The following is a 20,267-nucleotide window of genomic DNA, read 5'->3' as shown; positions in this document are numbered from 1 at the left end:
TTAGCTTTTCCTGAAAAACCACCCAAAAACCCGCTTACTGTCACACCTACTGGCTGACGAATTCAACTGGACCGGGCATGAGCAGCAACCGACTGGCTGGTTGATACCTGCAAGCACGACTCCCCGTAGACCTCGACATCGACTTGACGGTAAGCCACCCGAGCACAGAGCTTCAGGAATTTTGGTCCGATCCCGATGCTGTGCCAGCGCTCCAGGGTGGCTTCGCTGATGCTCCAGCGGGCAGCCAGTTGTTTTTGGTTCAGATGAACGACATCCATCTTGGTCTCCTTCCGAATGAGTTGGCAGGAGTCCATGAAGGCGCTGTTCCGCCCACGAGCCAAGGCAATTCCAGGAAACGTCGCTACTCCGGCAGATCGTTCAGCTCGTAGCTGGTACTGCGCCCGCCCGCATCCGATTTCCGCAGCATGCCCCGCGCCAGCAGCTCGTTAATATCGCGCAGCGCCGTGTCCGGCGAACACTTGGCAATGGCCGCCCACTTGCTGCTGGTCAGCTTGCCTTCGAAGCCATCGAGCAGCCGATTGAGCAGCTTCACCTGTCGCTCGTTCAACGGCGTGGCCGTCCAACGCTGCCAGAACCGCGCCTTGGTCAGCACGGCATCGAGCGTGTGCTGGGCCTGATCGACGGCGCGATGGAGTGTGTCGAGGAACCACATGAGCCACTCGGTGACGTCCATCGACCGCTTCTGCGTCCGCTCCAGGATGTCGTAGTACGCCTTGCGTTCGCGCTGGATCTGCGCCGACAAACTGTAGAAGCGCTGCGGGCTGCCGTCGGCTCGCGCCAGCAGCAGATCGCCGATGGCCCGGGCGATACGGCCATTACCGTCATCGAACGGGTGCAAGGTGACAAACCACAGATGGCCGAGGCCGGCCTTGATGAGCGGGGGTTCATTCGATGTGCCATTCAGCCAGTCGATGAGGCGGCTGGTTTCGGCATCCAGACGATCAGCAGGCGGCGCCTCGAAATGCACCCGCTGCCGACCGATGGGGCCGGACACCACTTGCATCGGGCCACTGGCATCATTGCGCCAACCGCCGACCTTGATCCTGGAGAGGCCGGAGTAGCCTGTCGGAAACAGCGCGGCATGCCAGCCAAACAGACGCTCCTGCGACACCGGCGCATGGCAGTTGGCGGTAGCATCGAGCACCATCTCGACCACGCCCTCGACGTGGCGATCGACCGGAGCAAGTGCGCCGATGTCCACGCCCAGCCTGCGCGCGATGGACGAGCGCACGGATTCGACGTTGAGCTGCTCGCCCTCAATCTCGCTGGTCTTGACCACGTCCTCGGTCAGCGCCGCGAGGCTCGCCTGATCGCGCAGCGCCATCCCCACGTCGGCCAAGCGTCCTATCAAGAGCCCCTGGGCACGACTGACCTCGGCCATGGGGCCAGCGAGCGCCGCCAGGTCGAAGCGCCAGGTCGGCCAGTCGTTGGCCTGCCAGATGTATTTGTAATCACCGCTGTTCATGCGGAGATTATGGGCCGCAATCTCCGCGTGTGCAAGTTATTCGCCGCACATCATGCGGCGATAGAGGACGTCATTCGCCGCACGGCGGGCTACATTAGCCCGAAATGGGTGTAAATGGATGTGACACCGACGCATGTCGGGTGCCAGGGCACCAACCCAAACGACACAAAACGTCGCCCCGGTCCGTACTCTGATGGCTCCTCCCCAGATCAGGAGCAGCCCATGCCACCACTGCACACCCTTCCCCACCATCCGCGCAAACGCCGGCAGTCTTGCGCCCAGTCGCACTCGCCTCATCCGCCACTGCCCTTGCTGTGGGCGCTGCGCCTGCTGGTGCTGGCCGACGGGGCCCGGCTTGCCCTGAGCAAACGTCGCCACGAGCTGGACGAACTGCTGCAATCCCTGGAGCCCGGGCTGGACGCATCCGAACTGGTCCCTTCCGAAGTGACCCGGTTGTTGAAAACCCTGTTGGCGGAGCAGGAAAGCCGCGCCATCCCGGTTCCCGATCCCCTGGCGAGCAACCTGCGCCAGCTGGGCGACAGCCTGGGACTGGAAGATGCCGAACTCGACGTGCTGGCCTTTCTGGTGCTGGTGCAGCAGGACAATGTGCTGACCAACACCCTGGAGTTGTTTCACCAGCACTGGATGGGCGGCCAACAGCTTATCGGCCTGCTGGCCACCGCCCTTGGCCGCCCCCGTCGCCAGGTGGCACATGCCCTGGCACCGGAAATGACGCTGCTGGCCTGTGGCCTGGTACAGACCGAGCGCCATGGCAACGGCCTGGAGCTGATGCGCGGCCTGGATGACATTCTGCTGTATGAGGAAAACGGGCCTCGCAGCCTGCTGACCACCTTTTCCAACAGCCAGCAACCGGCACAGCTGACGCTGGACGACTTTGCCCACCTGCAGCCCTTTATCGACCGCCTGCTGCGCTACCTGAGCCGGGCCGGGGGCCGGCAAAGTGGAGTGAACGTGCTGATTTATGGCGCGCCCGGCACCGGCAAGACCGAGCTGGCCCGCGCCCTGGCCGCTCACCTGCGCTGGAGCCTGCACGAGGTGAAATTCGCCGACCCGCGCGGCGAGGCGCTTAACGGCCGCGAGCGCTTCGCCCGCTACCAGCTGTGCCAGCAGGTATTGCGCCAGGATAACCACAGCCTGGTGCTGTTCGACGAGGTGGAAGACGTGTTCAACGAGCAGACCAGCGAGGGCCGGAAGGCCTGGGTGAACCAGTTGCTGGAAAGCAACCCCCGTCCCACCCTCTGGCTGAGCAACGAGGTGTCGTGCATGGATGCGGCCTACCTCCGCCGTTTCGACCTGGTGCTGGCCATGCCCGAGCTGACGGCGGAGGTACGCCTGGGCATGGCACGCCGGCTGCTCGGGGGACTGAATGTGCGCGAGCCCTGGCTGGAGCAACTGGCCAGCCAGCGCAGGCTGGAGCCGGCGCACCTGGCACGGGCAGCCAGGGTGGTAAAAAAACTCGGATATCGCAAGGCGGAAAAAGTGGAGAGCGCTATGGAAGACATTCTGGCCAACCTGTATCAGGCCCTGGGCTATCGTTGGAAGCGGCTGAATCAGCAGCGCCAGCCTTCCTTGTTCAACCCGGCGCTGTGCGCCACCGACACTGCCCTGGAGCCCATCATCCGGGGGCTGAAACGCAGCGGCATGGGCCGGCTGTGCCTGTATGGTCCCCCCGGCACCGGCAAGAGTGCCCTGGCGGGCCACCTGGCCGACGCGCTGGAAAGACCCCTGGTCGCCAAAAAGGCCTCCGACCTGCTCGACCCCTATGTGGGGGGCACCGAGCAAAAGCTGGCCGCCGCCTTTGCCGAGGCCAAAGCCTGTGGCGGCATCCTGCTGATTGACGAGGCCGACAGCCTCCTGGCCAGCCGCGCCGGCGCGGTGCGCAACTGGGAAGTGAGCCAGGTCAACGAATTGCTGGTTCAAATGGAGCAATATCCCGGCATTCTGGTGATGGCCACCAACTTTATGGATCACCTGGACGCGGCCGCCCTGCGCCGGTTCGACTTCAAGATAGGCTTTGGCTATTTCAACGCCGAGCAGGCCTGGATGTATTTCAATACGGTACTGGGCCAGCAACTGCAGGGGGAATTCCGGGAGCAGGAAGCCGCCCACCTGCATCCGGCCCTGAGCCGGCTTAAGCAACTGACTCCAGGCGATTTCGCCGCCGTGCTGCGTCGACATGGCGTGATGGGCGAGCGCCTGAGCCCGGAAAACCTGCTCACCGGGCTGGAGCAGGAACATGCCCTGAAAACCAGGGGGCAGTCCAGGCCCATCGGCTTCATGGCCACCGGCGACTGAGGCCGACAGCGCCGGCCTGGCGGGCGGTGTGAACAGCCCGCAAACCACAGACACAAACGACACTTTATGGGGTATGCTGGCGTTTCCGTCAGGATGCCGACACCCCAACAGGAGCACTCATGGACACCCTTTTCCGCTACATTGCCATGTTGCAATTGATCCCGCGCGCGCCCCAATACAAGGCCACCACCACCCTGCAAACCCTGCTGGAAGAAAAGGGCTTCACGGTCAATCTCCGCTCCATTCAGCGGGATCTGGAAAGAATATCGGGCCATTACCCGCTTATCTGCGACCAGAGCGAACGGCCCTACCGCTGGTCGTTCGACCCGAATTTCAAAAGCACCCTGCCCGCCATGGACACCGCCACCGCCCTGACCCTGGTGCTGGCGGAGGAATACCTCAAGGGCCTGTTGCCCCAGATAGCGGTGGACAAGCTCAGCCCCCAGTTTCACGACGCCCGCAAGTTTCTGGACGGCCTGCAGGAAAATGGCTTTGCCGACTGGGCCCGCCAGGTACGCGCCATTCCCAACGGCAAGGCGCTGCTGCCGGCGGCTATCGCCCCGCCGGTGTGGCAGGGCATCAGCGATGCCCTGCTCCAGCGCCAGGCGATAGAGGTGCATTACCTCAGCCGGCAAAAAAAGGAAGTGAAACAGTTCACCCTGCATCCCCAGGGGCTGGTGGTGCGCCATAGCGTCAGCTACCTGCTGGCTACGGTGAACGACTATGAAGACATTCGCCAGTTCGCCCTGCACCGCATTCAGCAACTGGCACCGAGCGAAGCGCCGTTTCGGCCGCATCCGACCTTCAGCGTGGAAAACTATATCGCCGACGGCGCCTTCGGCTATCCGCTGGACCGGCAACAGGTGCAACTGGTGGCCAGACTCGATCCCAGCGTGGCCTGGACGCTGGCGGAAACCCCGGTCAGCGAACAGCAACAGCTATCCGACCCCGACGAGGATGGCTGGGTCACCCTCACCGCCACCGTGCCCAACGATCAGCAAACCCAGTGGTGGCTGATGGGCTTTGGTGCCCGGGTGGAAGTATTGGAACCTATGGAGTGGCGCCAGGCCATCGCCGAGCAGGCCGAGAGAATGCTGGCCATGTATGCCCGGGAGGAATGTCAGCTCACCGGCGGGTAGCTGGCCTCGCCCTATACCAGTTCGGCATGGTCGAGCAGCACCCGGATGGCGCCGGAATAACGCTGCCAGACCAGATCGTAAAGCTGCTGACTCGCGTCCAGCTCCACCAGCCGGGCCAGATAACGGTTGAATTTCTCCCCTTCCAGCATGCGCTATCGTCTGACCATGCGCCTTGCTGCATTACCGCCTGGCTAAAAGGCAGCGAGCGGCATGCCAATCCCTCTCGCTAACCGTTACTATCCGGCAAGAAATAACAGGAGCCGCCATGGTCAAACCACCGAGCACAGAGCAAATTTCCCATCTGCTGTTTGAAGCCGATCCCATGAACACCTGCTGCAAGGAAAACGACGGCTTCGACGAATACGACAGGGTGGCCGAGGATATTCTGGCCGCGCTGAACGAAGGCGATACCCTGGAAAACGCCGTGCGCCAGACCCTGTGGATTTGGTTTGGCGAAGACCTGGCCACGGCGGAAAAAGTCGAGCAGGTTATACGGGCACTGGCGCCATTGAGCCCGGCCGGCGCCGGCCAAGGCTAACCCGGCTTATTGAGTCGCTCCAGGGTCGTGCGCACCACCAAATCCATCCGTCCCAAATCCGCCACGCGATGGTGCCCGCCCCCCGCACAGTGCAGCTCGGTCACCCACCCATCCAGGGCACGGAAAATTCGCTGGATGTCCAGCACCTCGTCGCCCAGCTCCAGGTAGGCAAAGCGCAACACGCCGTCATCACAGTTGGCAAGCTCCAGCGCCGGGTAATCGGCCCGAAAAGCAGGATAGAGCTGGGGATTGATCAGCACACAAGGCAGGCCATGCTGCTGGGACTTGAGCAGCGCCCAGTAGCCGCCCAGGCTGTGCCCCACCAGCAGGGCGGAGCTGTGCCGGGCTATCAGCTCGTCGTAACGCCGGCTGATTTCCCCATAACTGCGCCGGCGATAGTCCATCGTTTCACAATACTTGTGGGGATGGCTGATAGCGGTGAACTTGGTGGTCTGGTTGTCGGAATCCAGGCCGTGAAAAAACAGGATCATGACATTATTCCCCTAAAGCAGAAAACCACAGCCTGACCCAGCAGGGCGACACACAACGTCGTTTCTACCGGCAAGTGGTGGTTCCCCTGCTGTCCTGACGGCAGCGGGTGGTATTGCCCTTGTTGTCCCGCCAGGTGGTATTACCCCGGGAATCGGTACGACCACGGATAACCCCGCCCTTGTTGTCCCGGTAGGTGGTGTTGCCCCTGGAGTCGGTACGGCCACGGATAACCCCGCCCTTGTTGTCCCGGTAGGTGGTGTTGCCCCGGGAGTCGGTTTTTTCACGCACAACCTTGCCGCGATTGTCCCGCCAGGTGGTATTGCTGCGCGAATCGGTTTTGCCCACCCACACTCTACCCTGGTCGTCCCGGCAGGTGGTGGTGCCAACCGAATCGGTACGGCACCGGGTTGCCGCCTGACCGGCCGACACCAGCAGCATGGCCAGCAGGCAACTTACCAGTATTCTTGCCATCATGATGTTCCCCTGCTCCCACTTACCAGCTCACCCGACACAATGCCGTAGCCCATACAGGCAACATAATCTTCCCGGGCGACACGCTACGTCGCCCAGCCACGGAACAATGGCAGCGCGACTCAGCCAACAAGAATCAAGGATAAGGATATTACCGATGCCATTTGATGCCCTCGCCTGGATTGATACCACCAACCGGACTCACCGTCCGTTGCGCCGTTGCTGTCTGAAAAGTGGCTCCCCAAACTCAGGTGAGCAAATTTTACCCAAAAAGCCCCTGCAGAGTACCCTGCATAGTCTTCGTCATTCCATTATTACCCTTTCGACTGTAGAGTCTGTGGGTTCATCTTTTACGTTCTTCCAGCGCTTGCAGAGCTAGAGACCAAGAGCCGATCTAAAATATTCGTCACCCCGGCTGCATCACAGTAAGCAGACGCGCTCTAACAAAATACAAAAAGTGGGAAAATCATGAGCATCTTACAAAGCTGTCGCCCCAGAAAGGACATCATTGCCGGCACTTTTAATCCGGAAATTTTTACCGCTAACTTGCGGCAAATTTTGAACGATTACACTCAAAATACCCAATCTAGCCCGATCTACTCCGATCCGGAAGTCTTCTTCCGAGAAGCCACCTTCCCCACAGCTGGCATGCTGGAAGTGGTTAAAACCGTGTTTGGGCGCCTTTCTGGTGACAACAGCTTCCCGGTAGTTCGCCGCCTGGAAACGGCCTTTGGCGGTGGTAAAACCCACACTCTGATTGCTCTAACCCACTTGGCCAAGCGCGGCAAGTCCATTGCCGATGCCGCGTCCGAAGTCATCGATGCCAACTTGCTGTTAAACCAGGGAGAAGTCTCCCTGGTTGGTGTGTCTGGCGAAGCCCTCAAAGTGCACAACCAGTCAGGAAAAAATCTGATCCCCTATACCCTGTGGGGAGAGCTGGCTCGACAAATGGGCGGAGATGCACTTTATAGCGACATGCAACCCGTGCTTGAATCTCTTTCGGCACCCAGTGTTGACGAACCTTACTTTGAGCGTGTCTTTGGCAACAAAAAAGTGCTGATCATCATTGATGAGATTGCCGCCTACGCCGCACGAGCAGAAGCGGCCCACGCCGGAAGCGGTGAACAGGTGGCTCTGTTCCTGATGGCATTACTGAACTACGCCAAAACCCGCTCTTATCTGTCTATCGTGATCACCCTGGCCAGCGACAGCAACACCTTTGGTCATTTCAACGAATCGGTGCGTAAAAGCATGGAAGCCGCTCACGGTGACGAAATTGACGATATCGACGTTGAAAGAATCCAGCAGGAAACTCACCAAGCCGTGCTGGACGTATTGAACCGGGATGCCGAAGGCGTGTCGCCGGTTACCGGCGCCGAGCTGTCCAAGGTAATGGCCAAACGACTGTTTGAGTCTATCGATCAGCAAATGGCTCAGGCCACCGCTGCCGAATACCTGGAGATGTATCGCAAAGCCGGTTCAGACCTGCCAGCCGGAGCGCAGCAGGATGACTACGCCGAGGCGATTGCCGCACACTATCCCTTCCATCCCACCTTTATGGCGTACCTCACCAACAAGCTGGCACAGGTGCAGTCCTTTCAGGGAACCCGTGGCGTGTTGCGCACCCTTGCTCGCGTCATACGCAATGCCTGGGGCAAACAGCTGGATGTGCCTTTGCTACACACAGGTCATGTCGATCTCTCCGATGACCTGATCCAGAATGAACTACTGGGCAAAACCGACAACACCGACATGAAGTACGTGCTCCAGTCGGATGTGAGCCAAACAGAAGGTCAGAACATTGCCGCAGAAAAAACCGCCGCCCAGCTGCTGGATGCCAAAAACCCACACCCCAAAGGCTATCCGCTAACCGAGTGGAGCTGGCGCACTGTTTTTCTGCATAGTCTGGTTGGCCGAGAAGAAGGCCAGGAAAATGACCGCTACGGCATTTTTGAGGCCGAAGCCCTGCTCGAAAATGCCATGCCGGCCATGCCGCCTTCTCAGGTGAAATCGGCACTGGAGCTGATCCGCTCAGAGGCCAACTACCTGCGTGAACGAGAAGGCCGCTTCTATGCCGATAAAAAGCCCACCCTCAACAACGTGCTTAAAAGGATCCGGGAAAACGTCAGTGCTGACGAACGCCTGACCAAACTGCGTGAAGTAGCGCGAAGCATGGTGCGGGAAGGCATGTTCCAAATTGCCCGGGACGTTTCCGAACCTGGCCATATTCCCGACAAAACCGCCAAGCCGGTACTGGCCATGGCCGACTTCTCATTAGACAAATTCAATCCTAATGAGTGGATCACCCAGGCCGCTGCAGGCGCGCGTATTCAGCAAAACTTTGTCTTTATTCTGTCTCCCTCCCTGGTTCAGGCCGAAGGAGAGGTATGGGATGATCAAAGAACACAAACCGAAAACCACCATCGCCGCGACCTGCTGGACCTGGCAGCCCGTGTGATTGCCGATGACAGGCTTTGTGCCAATCCGGATCGCTTTGGCGTGCAACCGGCTACCGTAAAAGCAAGCGACTACCAGGACGATGTACGCAAGCGGGCGCTTGGACTGCAAACTCGTATCGAACAAAGCTACAACACCCTCTATTACCCAGGCCAAAGCGGCCAGGTAAAACCGCGTCGCATTCGCTCGGCTGGCGGTGAAAGTGGCAAGCACTTGATGGATCTCATCATCAATGCTCTGAAGGAAGATGGAGAGCTGATTACCCAAGAGCAGGCAACCGCCAAGGCCACCCTGATGGTGATGGCTCAACAGCTGTTCTTTGCCAGCTCAGCAACGCCCAAACTCAGCCAGCTTAAAACGAACTTTGCCTGCTTGCGCCACTGGCCCATTTTGGAAAACGCCAGCCTGCTGGAGCTGATGATCCGCGAAGGTATCCAGCTGGCCACCTGGTGTTTGTTCCGCATGGATAATGCCAGCGCAACCCAGCCAGAAGAAATTTACCACCGTGAACAGCCGGCACCCATCAGCCTGAACCTCAATGACGGCACCTGGTATTTGATCAGCGAAAAAGACGCGAAAAAACGCGGCTGGGTTAAAGGCCAGATGGACAAAACCGTGCTCAAGAACTCGGTGCTGGAGGCCATTGTTGCTCACGACGAAGCAACCGTTGACCACGTGCTCAACGCCGTTGAAAACAAGCACGGTCATCAGGAACGGGCGCAAGTAGAAGCCGTTATGCAGGAGCTGCTGTCGGAAGACAAACTGGTGGCCGTGCCTACCGCCCATACCGGCCAGGAGCCGCCGGCAGAAGTGCTCACCGCAGACGATGTGATCTTGCAGCCTTTTAACCCCAGCACCCATAAAGTGCTTACCAAGGCAGAAGCGGTGCGCCGGGGCTGGCTGCTGCCAGGTGGCAACAACGAGTTTACCGACCAGCATTTTGATGGTGAAGCAGTCAAAAAGGTACTGGGAGCCTTTAAAGCCTTAAAGAGCATGGTGAGCCACGATGAACTGCGCATCGACAACTTTAACGTTGCAGCCCAACTCAAGGGCGGCGGCAACCTGATGCTAAACCTGGACAATGTACCTGTGTCCGTGGCCAAAAACCTGGATGAACTCTTCCAGATCATTCTCAATATCTGTGAGCCCGACCAGGGAGACAGCAACACCAGCTTCACCCTGGCCGGGCACAAGAACGACGACAAACTGCTGCAGTATCTCAAGAAGCTGAGCAACCAGGAGTAATTGATAGATGGCAAAAGCCAAACTTGCGCTGAAAGACTATTACCAAGAGCATCAACTGGAGCGCCAGGCACGGCACAGCCCTTTTTTGCTGCGATTTACCCAATGGGCCGGATACAGCGGCCCCGTGCTGGTGGTTAAAGAACGCATTGAGCCAGAAGCTCGTGGCGAAGAAGTGACTATCAAACGCGCTAAAACCGTTGAACGGGGCCACTTGTATGGCCCCGCCCTGCGCCAGTGCTTGCCGGTGCTTAAACGCATGGTAGATGGCGTAACAGACAACAGCGGCATTCCCCTGGAGCTGACCCGCTTTTTTACCCAGGAAGGGCTGAAACTTGAGCAGCTCAATTTGCCGCTGGATAACGAAGCCGGAGCCAAGGCTGCTCTCTTCTTCAAGCTGCAAACCAATGTGAAGGATGCCGATCGCATCGAGCTGCTGGGCCGACGCATTGATCGCTTTTCACGGGAAGAAGCCGCCTACTGGCTGGCCAAAATTACCACGCCCGACAACGATATGCGCCGCTTTGCCATTCGCGGATTGCGTATTTTTCTTTGTGGAGACGGCAGCAAAGACGCCGGCATTAACCGGCTGCTCACCAAATTGCGCGCTAAATAAGACTAGGTATTCGGGATACACCATGACAGATAAACGTTTGATTGAAGCTGGCTTTCCCTGCCATCAAGTAGGGGCCGAAACACAACGTGAGCGGGGAGCCAGCTCTGCATTGCCTCCGCTGTATTTTTTGCACGTCTGGTGGGCACGGCGGCCACTTACGCCCAGCCGAGCAGCTATTTCCGGCTCCTTACTGCCAGCCGATACAAATGTGGATACCTTTATTCAGGATCTGGGTATAGAAAAACAGGTTGCCATGGTGAACGGTGTACCCTGGGTACTAACAGGCTCGATACTGACGCGCGTTGAAGGAAATATCGGCAATGAACGCCTTCCCATCACGACGCCAGTGCTCAATGCATTGGCAAAGGAAAAACTGCGTCGCCAAAAAAATCGTCAGGTTATCGATAAGCTGTGTACCGATGCCAAACTGGCCAAGCATGCTGTGGTTCGCCTTTGGGCCTCCGAGTCTGTTGATTTTGATACCAACCTGTCTGGTCAAGGTAAACTCGAAGTCATACGGATTCCGGCCAATCCGGCAGAAGTCAATGACAAGATAGCCTTTGCCAAGCTCGCGGCTGTTAAGAAAATTCTCGGCTCGGCCATCAAATGGGATGCAGAAGACTTGTATGGCTACTCCCGAGCCTATCTAAACGATCATGCCCCCACTGCCAGTGGTTTGACTGTACTCGATCCTACATCGGGTGGCGGCTCTATTCCTTTTGAGGCATTACGTCTTGGGCATAATGTAATTGCCAATGAGCTTAATCCTGTCGCCACCACCATTCTGCATGCAACTCTGGAGTACCCAGCCAAGTTTGGACCAGAGCTTTATCATGACATTAAGCATTGGGGGGAGCGGCTACTGAATAAAGTTGAGTCCGAAATGGCTCAATTTACACCATTTTCCAAGCTCGAAGGCGAGCAGCTGGATAACTTAAAAAGCCTCCTAGAAACAGAACCGTCATTGTTATCTGAATACGATACGGAAAATGACCACCAGGGTTTGCTTTACTGCCGCCAGGTGACTTGTCCTCATTGTGGTGGTGATGCTCCATTATTAAATTCCATGTGGCTTTCAAAAGAAGGTGAGCAATGGGGGATAGCTGTTAAAACAAACCTCGATAAAACTGTGTCATTCCATCCCTATCGAGTTGTAGCTGGTAAAGGACCGAACGGAGAAAACCCAGATAACGCCACTGTAACTCGAGCCAACGGTCAGTGTATCCATTGTCATCAGGCAATTAGTGGTGATGAAATCAAGGCCCAGGCTTGCGGCACTTCTGAGCATGGCAAATGGCAGGATCGCCTGTTTGCCATCGTTGCTCAGCGTCTGGAACCAAAGTTAAAGAATGGCCAAGTAGAGCGCATCGCTTCCGGTCCCAACAAGGGACAGATTAAAACCAAAAAGGTGCGTTATTTCCGCGCCCCTAACCAGGCCGACCTGGCGGCCCTGGCGGCCGCAGAAGCATATCTGGAAGAACACAGGCTGGACTGGGAAATTGAAGGGTTGCTCCCGACAGATAAGATTCCGCAGGGTTCCAAAACCAGCGAACTGATAAGATATGGCTCCAACAATTGGAATAATCTATTCCTGCCGCGCCAGATAATCGGCCATATCACTCAGATTCAGGAGCTGAATCGCCTTAAACCACAGATCTTGGCCGAACTAGGTGAAGACAAGGGCAAGGCAGTTATCACCTATCTGCAGTTCGCCATTGATAAAATGGTGGACTATAACTCCAAACAGACTCGCTGGCACTTTAGCCGAGGAGTAATGGTTGGTACTTTCGGCCGCCATGATTTTTCTCTTAAATGGACCTTTGGCGAAATGGTTTACAGCGGTCCCAACTCCGGTGCCCGCTGGGGTCTGTCTCAGGTGCTGGATGCTTATAAGGGGATTGCCGAGCTGGTTAAGGATGTAAAAGCAGCCCACGGCGGCAAAGTACCGGTACAAGTGATTAACGGCAGCGGTGGCCAAATGAGCGCCGTGGCCGACAAGACGGTTGATCTGGTCTGCTTTGATCCCCCTTACTACAACAACGTGCAATACTCCGAACTGTCGGACTATTATTACGTCTGGCAAAAACGCACCCTGGCCGACCTCTACCCAGGTTATTTTAATCGCAGCGTCACCGAGAAATCCGCCGAGGCCGTGGCGAATGAGAGCCGAGATGGTAAGGCAGCAACCCAGGCTTATGAGGATCGCATGGCCGGTATTTTTGGTGAATGCCTGCGAGTACTGAAAGACGACGGCGTGATGACGCTAATGTTTACCCACAAGGCGCAGGATGCCTGGGAAGCCTTGACCCAGTCCTTGATTAAAACCGGTTGGGTGATCACCTCTGCCATTCCGGTAGACTCTGAGTCTCAGCATTCAACCCACCAAAAGGACATGGCCGCCGCCGCTTCCTCCATTTTCATTACCTGCCGCAAAGCAGAGCGTGATGAAGATGATGTTTCCTTCTGGCGCATGGGCTTTAATCCGGTACAAAAACAGATTGAAACCGAGGTGCTGCAGGCCCTGGCCGAGTTTGAAGCGCTCAAGCTTAATCCGGTAGACCGCATGGTGGCCTCCTATGGCCGAGCCTTAAAGGTGTTGTCGGAAAACTGGCCGGTAATGGACGATGCCGAGCAGGTTACCCCGGCTCGTGCCATGCAGGAAGCCGCCCAGGTGGTATCGCGTAATGAAGTAAGCCGCATTACCCATGGCCGCATTGCAGTGGAAGATCTCGACTCCGAAACCGCCATGGCTGTGATGGCACTGGGACTATGGGGCCATGGCGACTTTGACTTTGACGATGCCCTCAACCTGACTCGTTCACTCAAGGTTACGCTGGAAAGCAAGCCCGCCGGTTATCGCCCCGGTGAGGCGCTGGTTGGCTACAATACCGAAGAGCACCGGCGCGGTGCCGCCAAGGCAGCACGGGATGTAGACGGCTGGCACGCGCCTTTGGTTCGCAAAGGCTCAAAGCTTCGCCTGGTTCCCCTTAACGAACGCGCGGCTCAACGGCTGGAAAACCCACTCACCCTGTGGGACCAATTGCACGGCACCCTGGCTGCCTATGAACAAGGCGGCATAGTACAGGCACGCAACTACCTGGCCAGCAAAGCCGAAGAGCAGCAGCACCTGGTGCGCGGTCTGCTGGCGGTGTGGGCGGAAGAAGTGGATAACGATAAACTGAGAGAGCAAGCCGAAAGCCTGCTCTTTGAGCTGAACGATTAAGCAATAAGTAAAAGGCTCGCCAGGCGAGCCTTTTTTACAAGGAGTTTTCTCGTGCTACGAAGCTATCCCTGGGAATTAAGCTACAGTACTTCTGATCTTAAAGATGACGGCAGTGTCGTTAATATTCTGCACGACTTTTATATTCCAGCCTTACAACATGCCAGCCGTTACGATCGCGTTGCCGGCTACTTCAGCTCATCCTCACTGGCCATTGCCTCTCAGGGGTTTTCCCAGTTTGTAAACCAGGGCGGCAAGGCGCGCTTTATTGTTGGTGCCGATTTGCATGAGCAGGATGCCGAAGCCATTTTAAGGGGTGACCGACAGCGCCTGGAGCAGGCATTGGTAGGTGAGCTGGCCCAGCCCAGCCAGTGGCCAGAGCAAGTGCAACGTGGCGTTGAACTGTTGGCCTGGATGGTAGCCCATGGCCACCTGGAAATCCGCGTAAGTGTACGCAAGCACATCATAACCGGCGAACCTCTGGCGTTTGACTCCACTGTAGATGGCTATGTCCACGAAAAATGGGCTATTTTTTCCGATGATAACGACAGCCTCTATGTATCGGGCAGCCTGAATGAGTCGAAAACAGCCCTGCAGATTAATGCCGAAAATCTGGAGTTACGCCGCCCCTGGACCAATGAGGAAAATGCTCAGCTGGTAGCCAAAAAAATACAAACCTTTGAGCAAATCTGGCGAGGCGAGCATCCGGCCATTAAGACTTTTTCTTTGCCGGAAGCCATTACCAAGCAGCTGGTTAACTTATCCAAAAACCTGCGGCGTCTGGTTGAAGTAGACGGCAGCAAGGCCGTTGAAATAACTCAGAGCACACCTTCCGCCGAAGAGCTGTTGCGTTGGCATGTAATTAAAGACGCCCCCCTAATGCCCAACGGCCTGTTTGTGGGCATGGAAACCGCCCCGGTAGAGCCCTGGCCACATCAGCGGGTGGTGGCGCGCCGCGTGCTGGAGCGCTGGCCGGCCAACCATATGCTGTGTGATGAAGTTGGCTTGGGTAAAACCATTGAGGCCGGCCTGATTTTTCGATCCCTTAAGCTGTCTCAGGTTGCCCGTAGCATCATGATTGCCGCTCCAGCCAGCCTCACCCGCCAGTGGCTCACCGAAATGTCGGAGAAGTTTTACCTTCCCTTCATGCGACTTGATTCGGCAACCAAAAAGCATGAGCACATCGACCTGGTCACCGGAGCCCATGTTAAGGACAGGCAAGGCTTGGCTTATGAGCCTGAACTGCTGATTGTCTCGACCGGGCTGTTTTACCGTAACAACAAAAATACGGTGCCGGCCAAGGATGTGATCCTGGTGGATGAAGCCCATAAGGCGCGTCGCCGTAACCCCAGCCAGCCCGACAGGCCTGCCGATTTTGGTCATTTTTACCGCTCAATTCGCGACAAGTTTTACCCTAGCTGCCAAAACTTATTGCTGGCCACAGCAACGCCCATGCAGATCCATCCGGTAGAAGTCGCAGATCTGGTCCGCATGATGCCCCATGCCGGAGCCTTGTATCGTACTCCCGGCTATATCGATGCCTACTACGATGTGCTCAACAAGATTCGCGATCGCCAGCAACTGCTGCAGTATGAGCTGGATTTTCTGCGTGATAACCTGGCCGCCATTGAAAGAAGCGATCCCTTGCTATGGCAACACCTGATGGAGAACGTGGCTGATCCTGCCGCTAGAGGTCAAATCACACCATGGCTTAACCAACCTAAGTACAAAATTCCAGCAGCCATGATGGAGCGCTTTATTTTGCCGGTGCTTTTTGCGGCTGCGCCTCTTTCCAGGGTGATGTTGCGCCATACCCGTAGCCTACTGGAAGAATATCGTAAGCGAGGAGAGCTGAACGCTAATTTGGCCACTCGTTATGTGTATTTGAAAACAGTTGATATGTCGAAGGGCAAAGAACAGCTGATCTACGATGAGCTTGAGAACTACTGCGTAGACCTGGCTAAAAAGATTGCCGAACTGCAGAAGAGCCAAACCGAAGAGAATCAGCGCAAGGCTCGCTTTGCCGTAGGCTTTTACCTTACCTTGCTCCGTCTTCGCTTTGCATCCAGCCTGCACTCATTGAACCTTACTCTTCAGCGTCGTCTGGAAAAGGTTGAAGCCACCATTACCGAGCTTTACAGCCTGGCCGACAGAAAAGGTATGTACATTACCGAAGGCCCCATCGACTGGGATCTGCTGGAAATTGAAGATGAAGCCCTGGATCTGGCGCTGAAGAATCGGAATGTGGAAGACTTGGAGTGGGAGCAGATTCGTTTGCAGCAACTCTTGCTGCTGTTCCCGGATCGCGCTTACCTGCCCAAGAAAACCGAAAAATTGCTTGAGTTTATTGAAGAGCGACAAAGCGGAAACCGCATCAAGCAAATGGTTGTATTCACTCGCTATGCCGACACCATGAACCATTTGGTGGAGGCCTTGCAGGTGAAAATGCCCAATATGTTGGTTGGCACCTACTCTGGCGATGGTGGTCGCTATTATGATGCTCAAGCTGGAAAGATGGTAGGTGCTGAGCGTAACGATATTAAACACCGTTTTCTGCAAGACAAAATTGACGTACTGATTTGTACTGATGCTGCAGCAGAAGGCTTGAACCTGCAAACCAGTGACCTGCTTATCAACTTCGACTTACCCTGGAACCCTATGTTGGTTGAACAGCGAATTGGCCGCATTGACCGTATAGGCCAACGCTACTCAAGCATCAGTGTATTCAACCTTTGCTATCAGGGATCTGTTGAAGAAAGCGTTTATGGAAGGCTACTTGACCGTTTGCAAGCCGCTAACCTGATTGTAGGCACTCAGCAAATATCCTTAATTCCAGTAACAGAAGAAGAGTTCAGGCGACTTGCCGACAAGGAGATTACCGAAGAAGAGCTACAGGTCCTGGCAGAGGAACGAGCCAAAAAAGCCATTGAGTATGCCAAGCGCACAGAGCAAGACTCACAAAAACTTTATGCTATTTATCAGCGGGAGAAAAAGCGACATGAAGACGATCTAATACCAGTTCGTTTGAGCGACATCTGGCATGCTCTAACCACCTCAAACTACCTTAAACAACAAGGCTCCAAAATTGAGCACTTCGACAAAGGCGATGCCATTGAAATAAACGGCGTGCCTGGTGTGCCCAGCCAAATGCTGTTTACTGTATCCCGTGAGCTATTTGAGACTGGCCTTCCAGACGATGACAAGCGTACGCTGGTGTTTGCAACTTATGGTGAGCCCTGGTTCGATGCACTTGTTGAGAGCTTCACCCAATACGCATTACCAGCATGTATTAACAGGCTGGAGGCGACCATCTATGGCAATAAGCCCATAGTCGCTTACGCTCTAAACGAAAGTAACAGCCAAATAACTATCAGTGCTTATAAGCATATTCCTGAACAGCTCGATATAACACAGCCACCACTCACAGAGGCTGAACTCTCGTTACTTAGCCAGAAGTTACAAGATCCGGTTATTGCCATGCATCAACGAACTCAGCACGCTGAAAAGCTGATGACTGATGCAGGTAAACATAGTGCCGTTATTTTGGGCTGCTCAGCCTATGGCTTGATGGAAAGTGCCGCCAGCTATAAAGGACTGGATCTGTTTAAAGATGCTCATGCTCAAGCCCAGAAAGATGCTGTGTCGTACAGAATGATGCGCGACGCGGCACTGTGGACCAAGCCTATACCTGTACTATCCAACTTCACTGCTCATGCTGAAAGTACAAACCAGGCAACTTTGTTTTCACCAGTACATCAAGTAGGTGGAAAAACAACGTTACCACTTAACCCGCTGATGATGATGCCGGCAGTGGAGCATGCCGAACGCGAGGCGCGTGGCACTAAAGGAAAAATGAGTGAACTGAAGGTTGACGCAGTATTAAAGCGCCTTGAAAACTGGGTTGGAGAGCAAATAAAAATAGAAAGATAGCCAAGTGAGGCAGACCTATACAGGGCTGCCACACTCTATATTATCATCGCCAATGCTCTGGAATGGCGATCTCAAAGCTCCTGGCAACATATTCCAGCATCGTGAGCATCTCACGGTGCTTTTTTTCATCAAACTCAAGCCCTTGCTGCCGCCGACTTACAATCTCTTGCAGCTCATGAAGGTTGAACATATTCAGTTTGTAAAAATTACCCCAAGTGGGCTGGCCGAACAGGTTATAGATAACCTCGGTACTGTCGCGTTCACTGGCCAGGCGCTTTTCACCGCTAATTTTGGTCAGCGCCAGCTCGGCTTCCTCTCTGTCTTCGTAGGTATTAAGTAGTTTCATAACAACTCAGATTATTTTTCTGCAACTCATCTTCAGCCAAAATACTGACACTCTCTTTATGAACCGACGACAGCACTTGTGGGCTATGGGTACTTACAATGAACTGAATGTTCGGAAAGGCGCTACGCAACGAGTTAATCACACGCTGTTGCCAGGCCGGGTGCAGGTGTAAGTCCACCTCATCAATCAGCACAATACCTGGGGTCAACTCAGGTGCTTGCTCATTTAGATGGCCGTTTAGGCGAGCACAACGGAACGCGATATCTGCCACCAGAGAGATCATGGCGCGAACACCGTCACTCAACAAACTTACCGGCAACAGACCATGATCCGCATGCCACATCACCAGTTCGCCATGAGCAAAGCTGTAATGAAACTCGCTCCAGCCTTCCTCCTTCATGGCCTGGTTTACCGCTTGTCGTATACCGTCCAGCCGGGGCTTTAAGTTGGAATTTTTGTAACCTTTAAACTCGGTTTCCTGCTGAACTGAACGGGTGGCATCCTGAACCCATTTCTGCATTTGTTTAAAGCTGGAAGATGAAGTTAGGCAGTCTTCATACCCCAGGCTGCGGCTGCCAGTGATAGTGGACTTGCCCGACACATCCTTGTGGTTCACCCACAGCCGGCTTGAGGGGTAGTAAGCCACCACCGGCAGCTCTGTGTTGGGGTTTTCCCGTATTTGTGACTGCAGTTCCTTGCCCCAGTCGGCCAGTGGTGCGGCCTCTTTGGTTGTGGTACGGCCCTTGGGGCTATTCAGCGCACGCTGCCACTGTATGGCGGGATTATCGGCTTTTGCCTGAATAATCACAGGGAAGTTTTGCTCGTTTTCAAAACCGTTACCAACCACGCTGAAGCGGGCATCGGTACGGGCTATCTGCTGCGATTTCCCCATGTCAAAGGCGCCCACAAAGGGGCCTAAAGCCGCGGCAATGGCCTCCAGCACCGTTGTTTTACCCTGGCCATTACGTGCGGCAATCACCGTCAGCTCGGGATGAAGCTCAATCTCGAAGTCTTCAAATCGCCTGTAGTTCTGCAGATGTAGTTTGGTTAACTTCATGCTTTTCCCGCTAAAATGCCGCACCAAGGCAAATGGCTGAGTGATAAATCGCCCGTAACAACCGGGCAGCAGACTCTAACACATTTGTGTATTTCGGCCCACGGTGGGCAGCCACGGCAGAGACACCAGGTGATGCAAAAATCTGCACCGCCGCGGCAGTTGCCGGCTTTGCTTTTGTGACCGGTTTGCCTAAAGCTATCAAACACCATCAACCAGAGTAAGGCCACAACAATGGCGCCTATCACCCACCCTGATGCACCGGGCATTGTCACCCCGCCGCCGGAGTTGGCCGGCCGGGAGGCATTGCGGGAAGCGGTGCGCGTCGCCATTGCCCGCCTACGGCTGGGACGCCCCGCCAAGAGCATGATTTTGCTGGAGCCGAGCGGCATAGATAAAAACCAGTTGTTGGGGCAGCTAAAGCTGGATGCCGAGAAAGCAGGCATTCACCTCCTTCGTATCGAAACACCGGAAAGCCGCTCCCTGCCTGCCTTGCTGGCTCCCCAACTGCGCCTGGCCCTGTTGCGGCTGATCCAGGTAGGTCCAGCAAAGGAGTCCGCCCAGCAAGGGCTTAGGGCGCTGGCGGGCTTTGCCACCGCCCTCAACACCAGGTTTGGTGATATTGAAGTAGGCCTGGATTTAGCGCCCGAGCCGGGCCTGGCCGACAACGGGGACTTGGAGGGAGATTTGACGGCTCTGCTGGAGCAGGTGGGAATGGCGGCCAGAGCAGCCCAAACGGCCCTGGTGATGTACATTGACGAACTGCAGGATATGCCGGAAGTGGAGCTACAGGCTTTACTCAGTGCCCTGCACCGCTGCGCGCAAGACCGCTTGCCCTTGCTGATTATCGGCACCGGTCTGCCCCGTTTGCAGGCCAGGGTGGGCAATGCCAAGCCTTACGCCGAGCGCCTGTTCGAGTTTTTCGAGGTCGCCCCCTGACGCAAGGGGGCACTGATAAGT

15 protein-coding genes are annotated in these 20,267 nt (G+C 55.8%); 8 read left to right on the top strand and 7 right to left on the bottom strand.

Going from position 1 to position 20,267, the window contains the following annotated elements; genetic code table 11:
- Positions 1-62: 62 nt before the first annotated feature.
- Together CGX12_RS00760 and CGX12_RS00755 are read right to left on the bottom strand one after the other, a co-directional pair.
- Positions 63-278, bottom strand: a complete 216-nt coding sequence (locus CGX12_RS00760) for a helix-turn-helix transcriptional regulator (RefSeq protein ID WP_094038066.1) — start codon at positions 276-278, stop codon at positions 63-65.
- Positions 279-361: 83 nt separating this feature from the next.
- A complete protein-coding gene (locus CGX12_RS00755) occupies positions 362-1,486 on the bottom strand; it encodes a Fic family protein (RefSeq protein WP_094037985.1) in 1,125 nt (374 codons plus the stop codon).
- Between the two features lie 222 nt (positions 1,487-1,708).
- On the opposite strand from CGX12_RS00755, the gene CGX12_RS00750 reads away from it, so the two are divergent.
- Positions 1,709-3,802, top strand: coding sequence for an AAA family ATPase (locus tag CGX12_RS00750; protein WP_176441967.1), 2,094 nt, complete (start codon positions 1,709-1,711; stop codon positions 3,800-3,802).
- Between the two features lie 119 nt (positions 3,803-3,921).
- Positions 3,922-4,941: a helix-turn-helix transcriptional regulator gene (locus tag CGX12_RS00745; protein WP_094037983.1), complete on the top strand. Its 1,020-nt coding sequence runs from the start codon at positions 3,922-3,924 to the stop codon at positions 4,939-4,941.
- Positions 4,942-4,952: 11 nt separating this feature from the next.
- Here CGX12_RS00745 and CGX12_RS19780 read toward each other — a convergent pair whose 3' ends face one another.
- Positions 4,953-5,090, bottom strand: coding sequence for a hypothetical protein (locus CGX12_RS19780; RefSeq protein WP_176441966.1), 138 nt, complete (start codon positions 5,088-5,090; stop codon positions 4,953-4,955).
- A 116-nt stretch (positions 5,091-5,206) separates the two neighbouring features.
- On the opposite strand from CGX12_RS19780, the gene CGX12_RS00740 reads away from it, so the two are divergent.
- Entirely contained in the window at positions 5,207-5,479 is a 273-nt protein-coding gene (locus CGX12_RS00740; protein WP_094037982.1) for a hypothetical protein, read from the top strand.
- Here the strand turns inward: CGX12_RS00740 and CGX12_RS00735 are convergent.
- Both CGX12_RS00735 and CGX12_RS00730 read right to left on the bottom strand, forming a co-directional pair.
- Positions 5,476-5,970 carry a YqiA/YcfP family alpha/beta fold hydrolase gene (locus CGX12_RS00735; RefSeq protein WP_094037981.1) on the bottom strand — a complete coding sequence of 165 codons (495 nt, stop codon included), beginning with the start codon at positions 5,968-5,970 and terminating at the stop codon, positions 5,476-5,478. The two genes, CGX12_RS00740 and CGX12_RS00735, sit on opposite strands and share 4 nt — an antisense overlap.
- A gap of 64 nt (positions 5,971-6,034) precedes the next feature.
- Positions 6,035-6,445: a hypothetical protein gene (locus tag CGX12_RS00730; RefSeq protein WP_142995558.1), complete on the bottom strand. Its 411-nt coding sequence runs from the start codon at positions 6,443-6,445 to the stop codon at positions 6,035-6,037.
- A gap of 465 nt (positions 6,446-6,910) precedes the next feature.
- Here CGX12_RS00730 and CGX12_RS00725 point away from each other — a divergent pair, with 465 nt between their 5' ends.
- From CGX12_RS00725 to CGX12_RS00710, 4 genes are read left to right on the top strand one after another with little or no spacing between them, the layout of a single operon-like run.
- Positions 6,911-10,144 carry a DUF499 family protein gene (locus CGX12_RS00725; protein ID WP_094037979.1) on the top strand — a complete coding sequence of 1,078 codons (3,234 nt, stop codon included), beginning with the start codon at positions 6,911-6,913 and terminating at the stop codon, positions 10,142-10,144.
- A gap of 7 nt (positions 10,145-10,151) precedes the next feature.
- Complete coding sequence (locus CGX12_RS00720; protein WP_094037978.1) at positions 10,152-10,757, top strand: DUF7680 family protein; 606 nt, start codon at positions 10,152-10,154, stop codon at positions 10,755-10,757.
- 22 nt (positions 10,758-10,779) lie between these two features.
- Positions 10,780-13,980 carry a DUF1156 domain-containing protein gene (locus tag CGX12_RS00715; protein WP_094037977.1) on the top strand — a complete coding sequence of 1,067 codons (3,201 nt, stop codon included), beginning with the start codon at positions 10,780-10,782 and terminating at the stop codon, positions 13,978-13,980.
- Between the two features lie 51 nt (positions 13,981-14,031).
- On the top strand, positions 14,032-17,907 hold the full coding sequence (locus CGX12_RS00710; RefSeq protein ID WP_094037976.1) for a helicase-related protein: 3,876 nt from the start codon (positions 14,032-14,034) through the stop codon (positions 17,905-17,907).
- A gap of 43 nt (positions 17,908-17,950) precedes the next feature.
- Here the strand turns inward: CGX12_RS00710 and CGX12_RS00705 are convergent, their stop codons facing one another.
- Both CGX12_RS00705 and CGX12_RS00700 read right to left on the bottom strand, forming a co-directional pair.
- Complete coding sequence (locus tag CGX12_RS00705) at positions 17,951-18,253, bottom strand: hypothetical protein (RefSeq protein WP_094037975.1); 303 nt, start codon at positions 18,251-18,253, stop codon at positions 17,951-17,953.
- Positions 18,240-19,310, bottom strand: a complete 1,071-nt coding sequence (locus tag CGX12_RS00700) for an AAA family ATPase (protein ID WP_094037974.1) — start codon at positions 19,308-19,310, stop codon at positions 18,240-18,242. The genes CGX12_RS00705 and CGX12_RS00700 overlap by 14 nt, the downstream gene beginning before the upstream one ends.
- Before the next feature lie 231 nt (positions 19,311-19,541).
- Between CGX12_RS00700 and CGX12_RS00695 the strand changes: the two genes are divergently transcribed.
- Positions 19,542-20,246: an ATP-binding protein gene (locus CGX12_RS00695; RefSeq protein WP_094037973.1), complete on the top strand. Its 705-nt coding sequence runs from the start codon at positions 19,542-19,544 to the stop codon at positions 20,244-20,246.
- The last annotated feature ends 21 nt before the right edge of the window (positions 20,247-20,267 follow it).

The sequence above is a fragment of the Zobellella denitrificans genome (genome assembly GCF_002237365.1).
Classification (GTDB): domain Bacteria; phylum Pseudomonadota; class Gammaproteobacteria; order Enterobacterales; family Aeromonadaceae; genus Oceanimonas; species Oceanimonas denitrificans.
The sequence above is the reverse complement of the archived record's forward strand: the minus strand, read 5'-3'. Positions and strand labels throughout refer to the sequence as shown.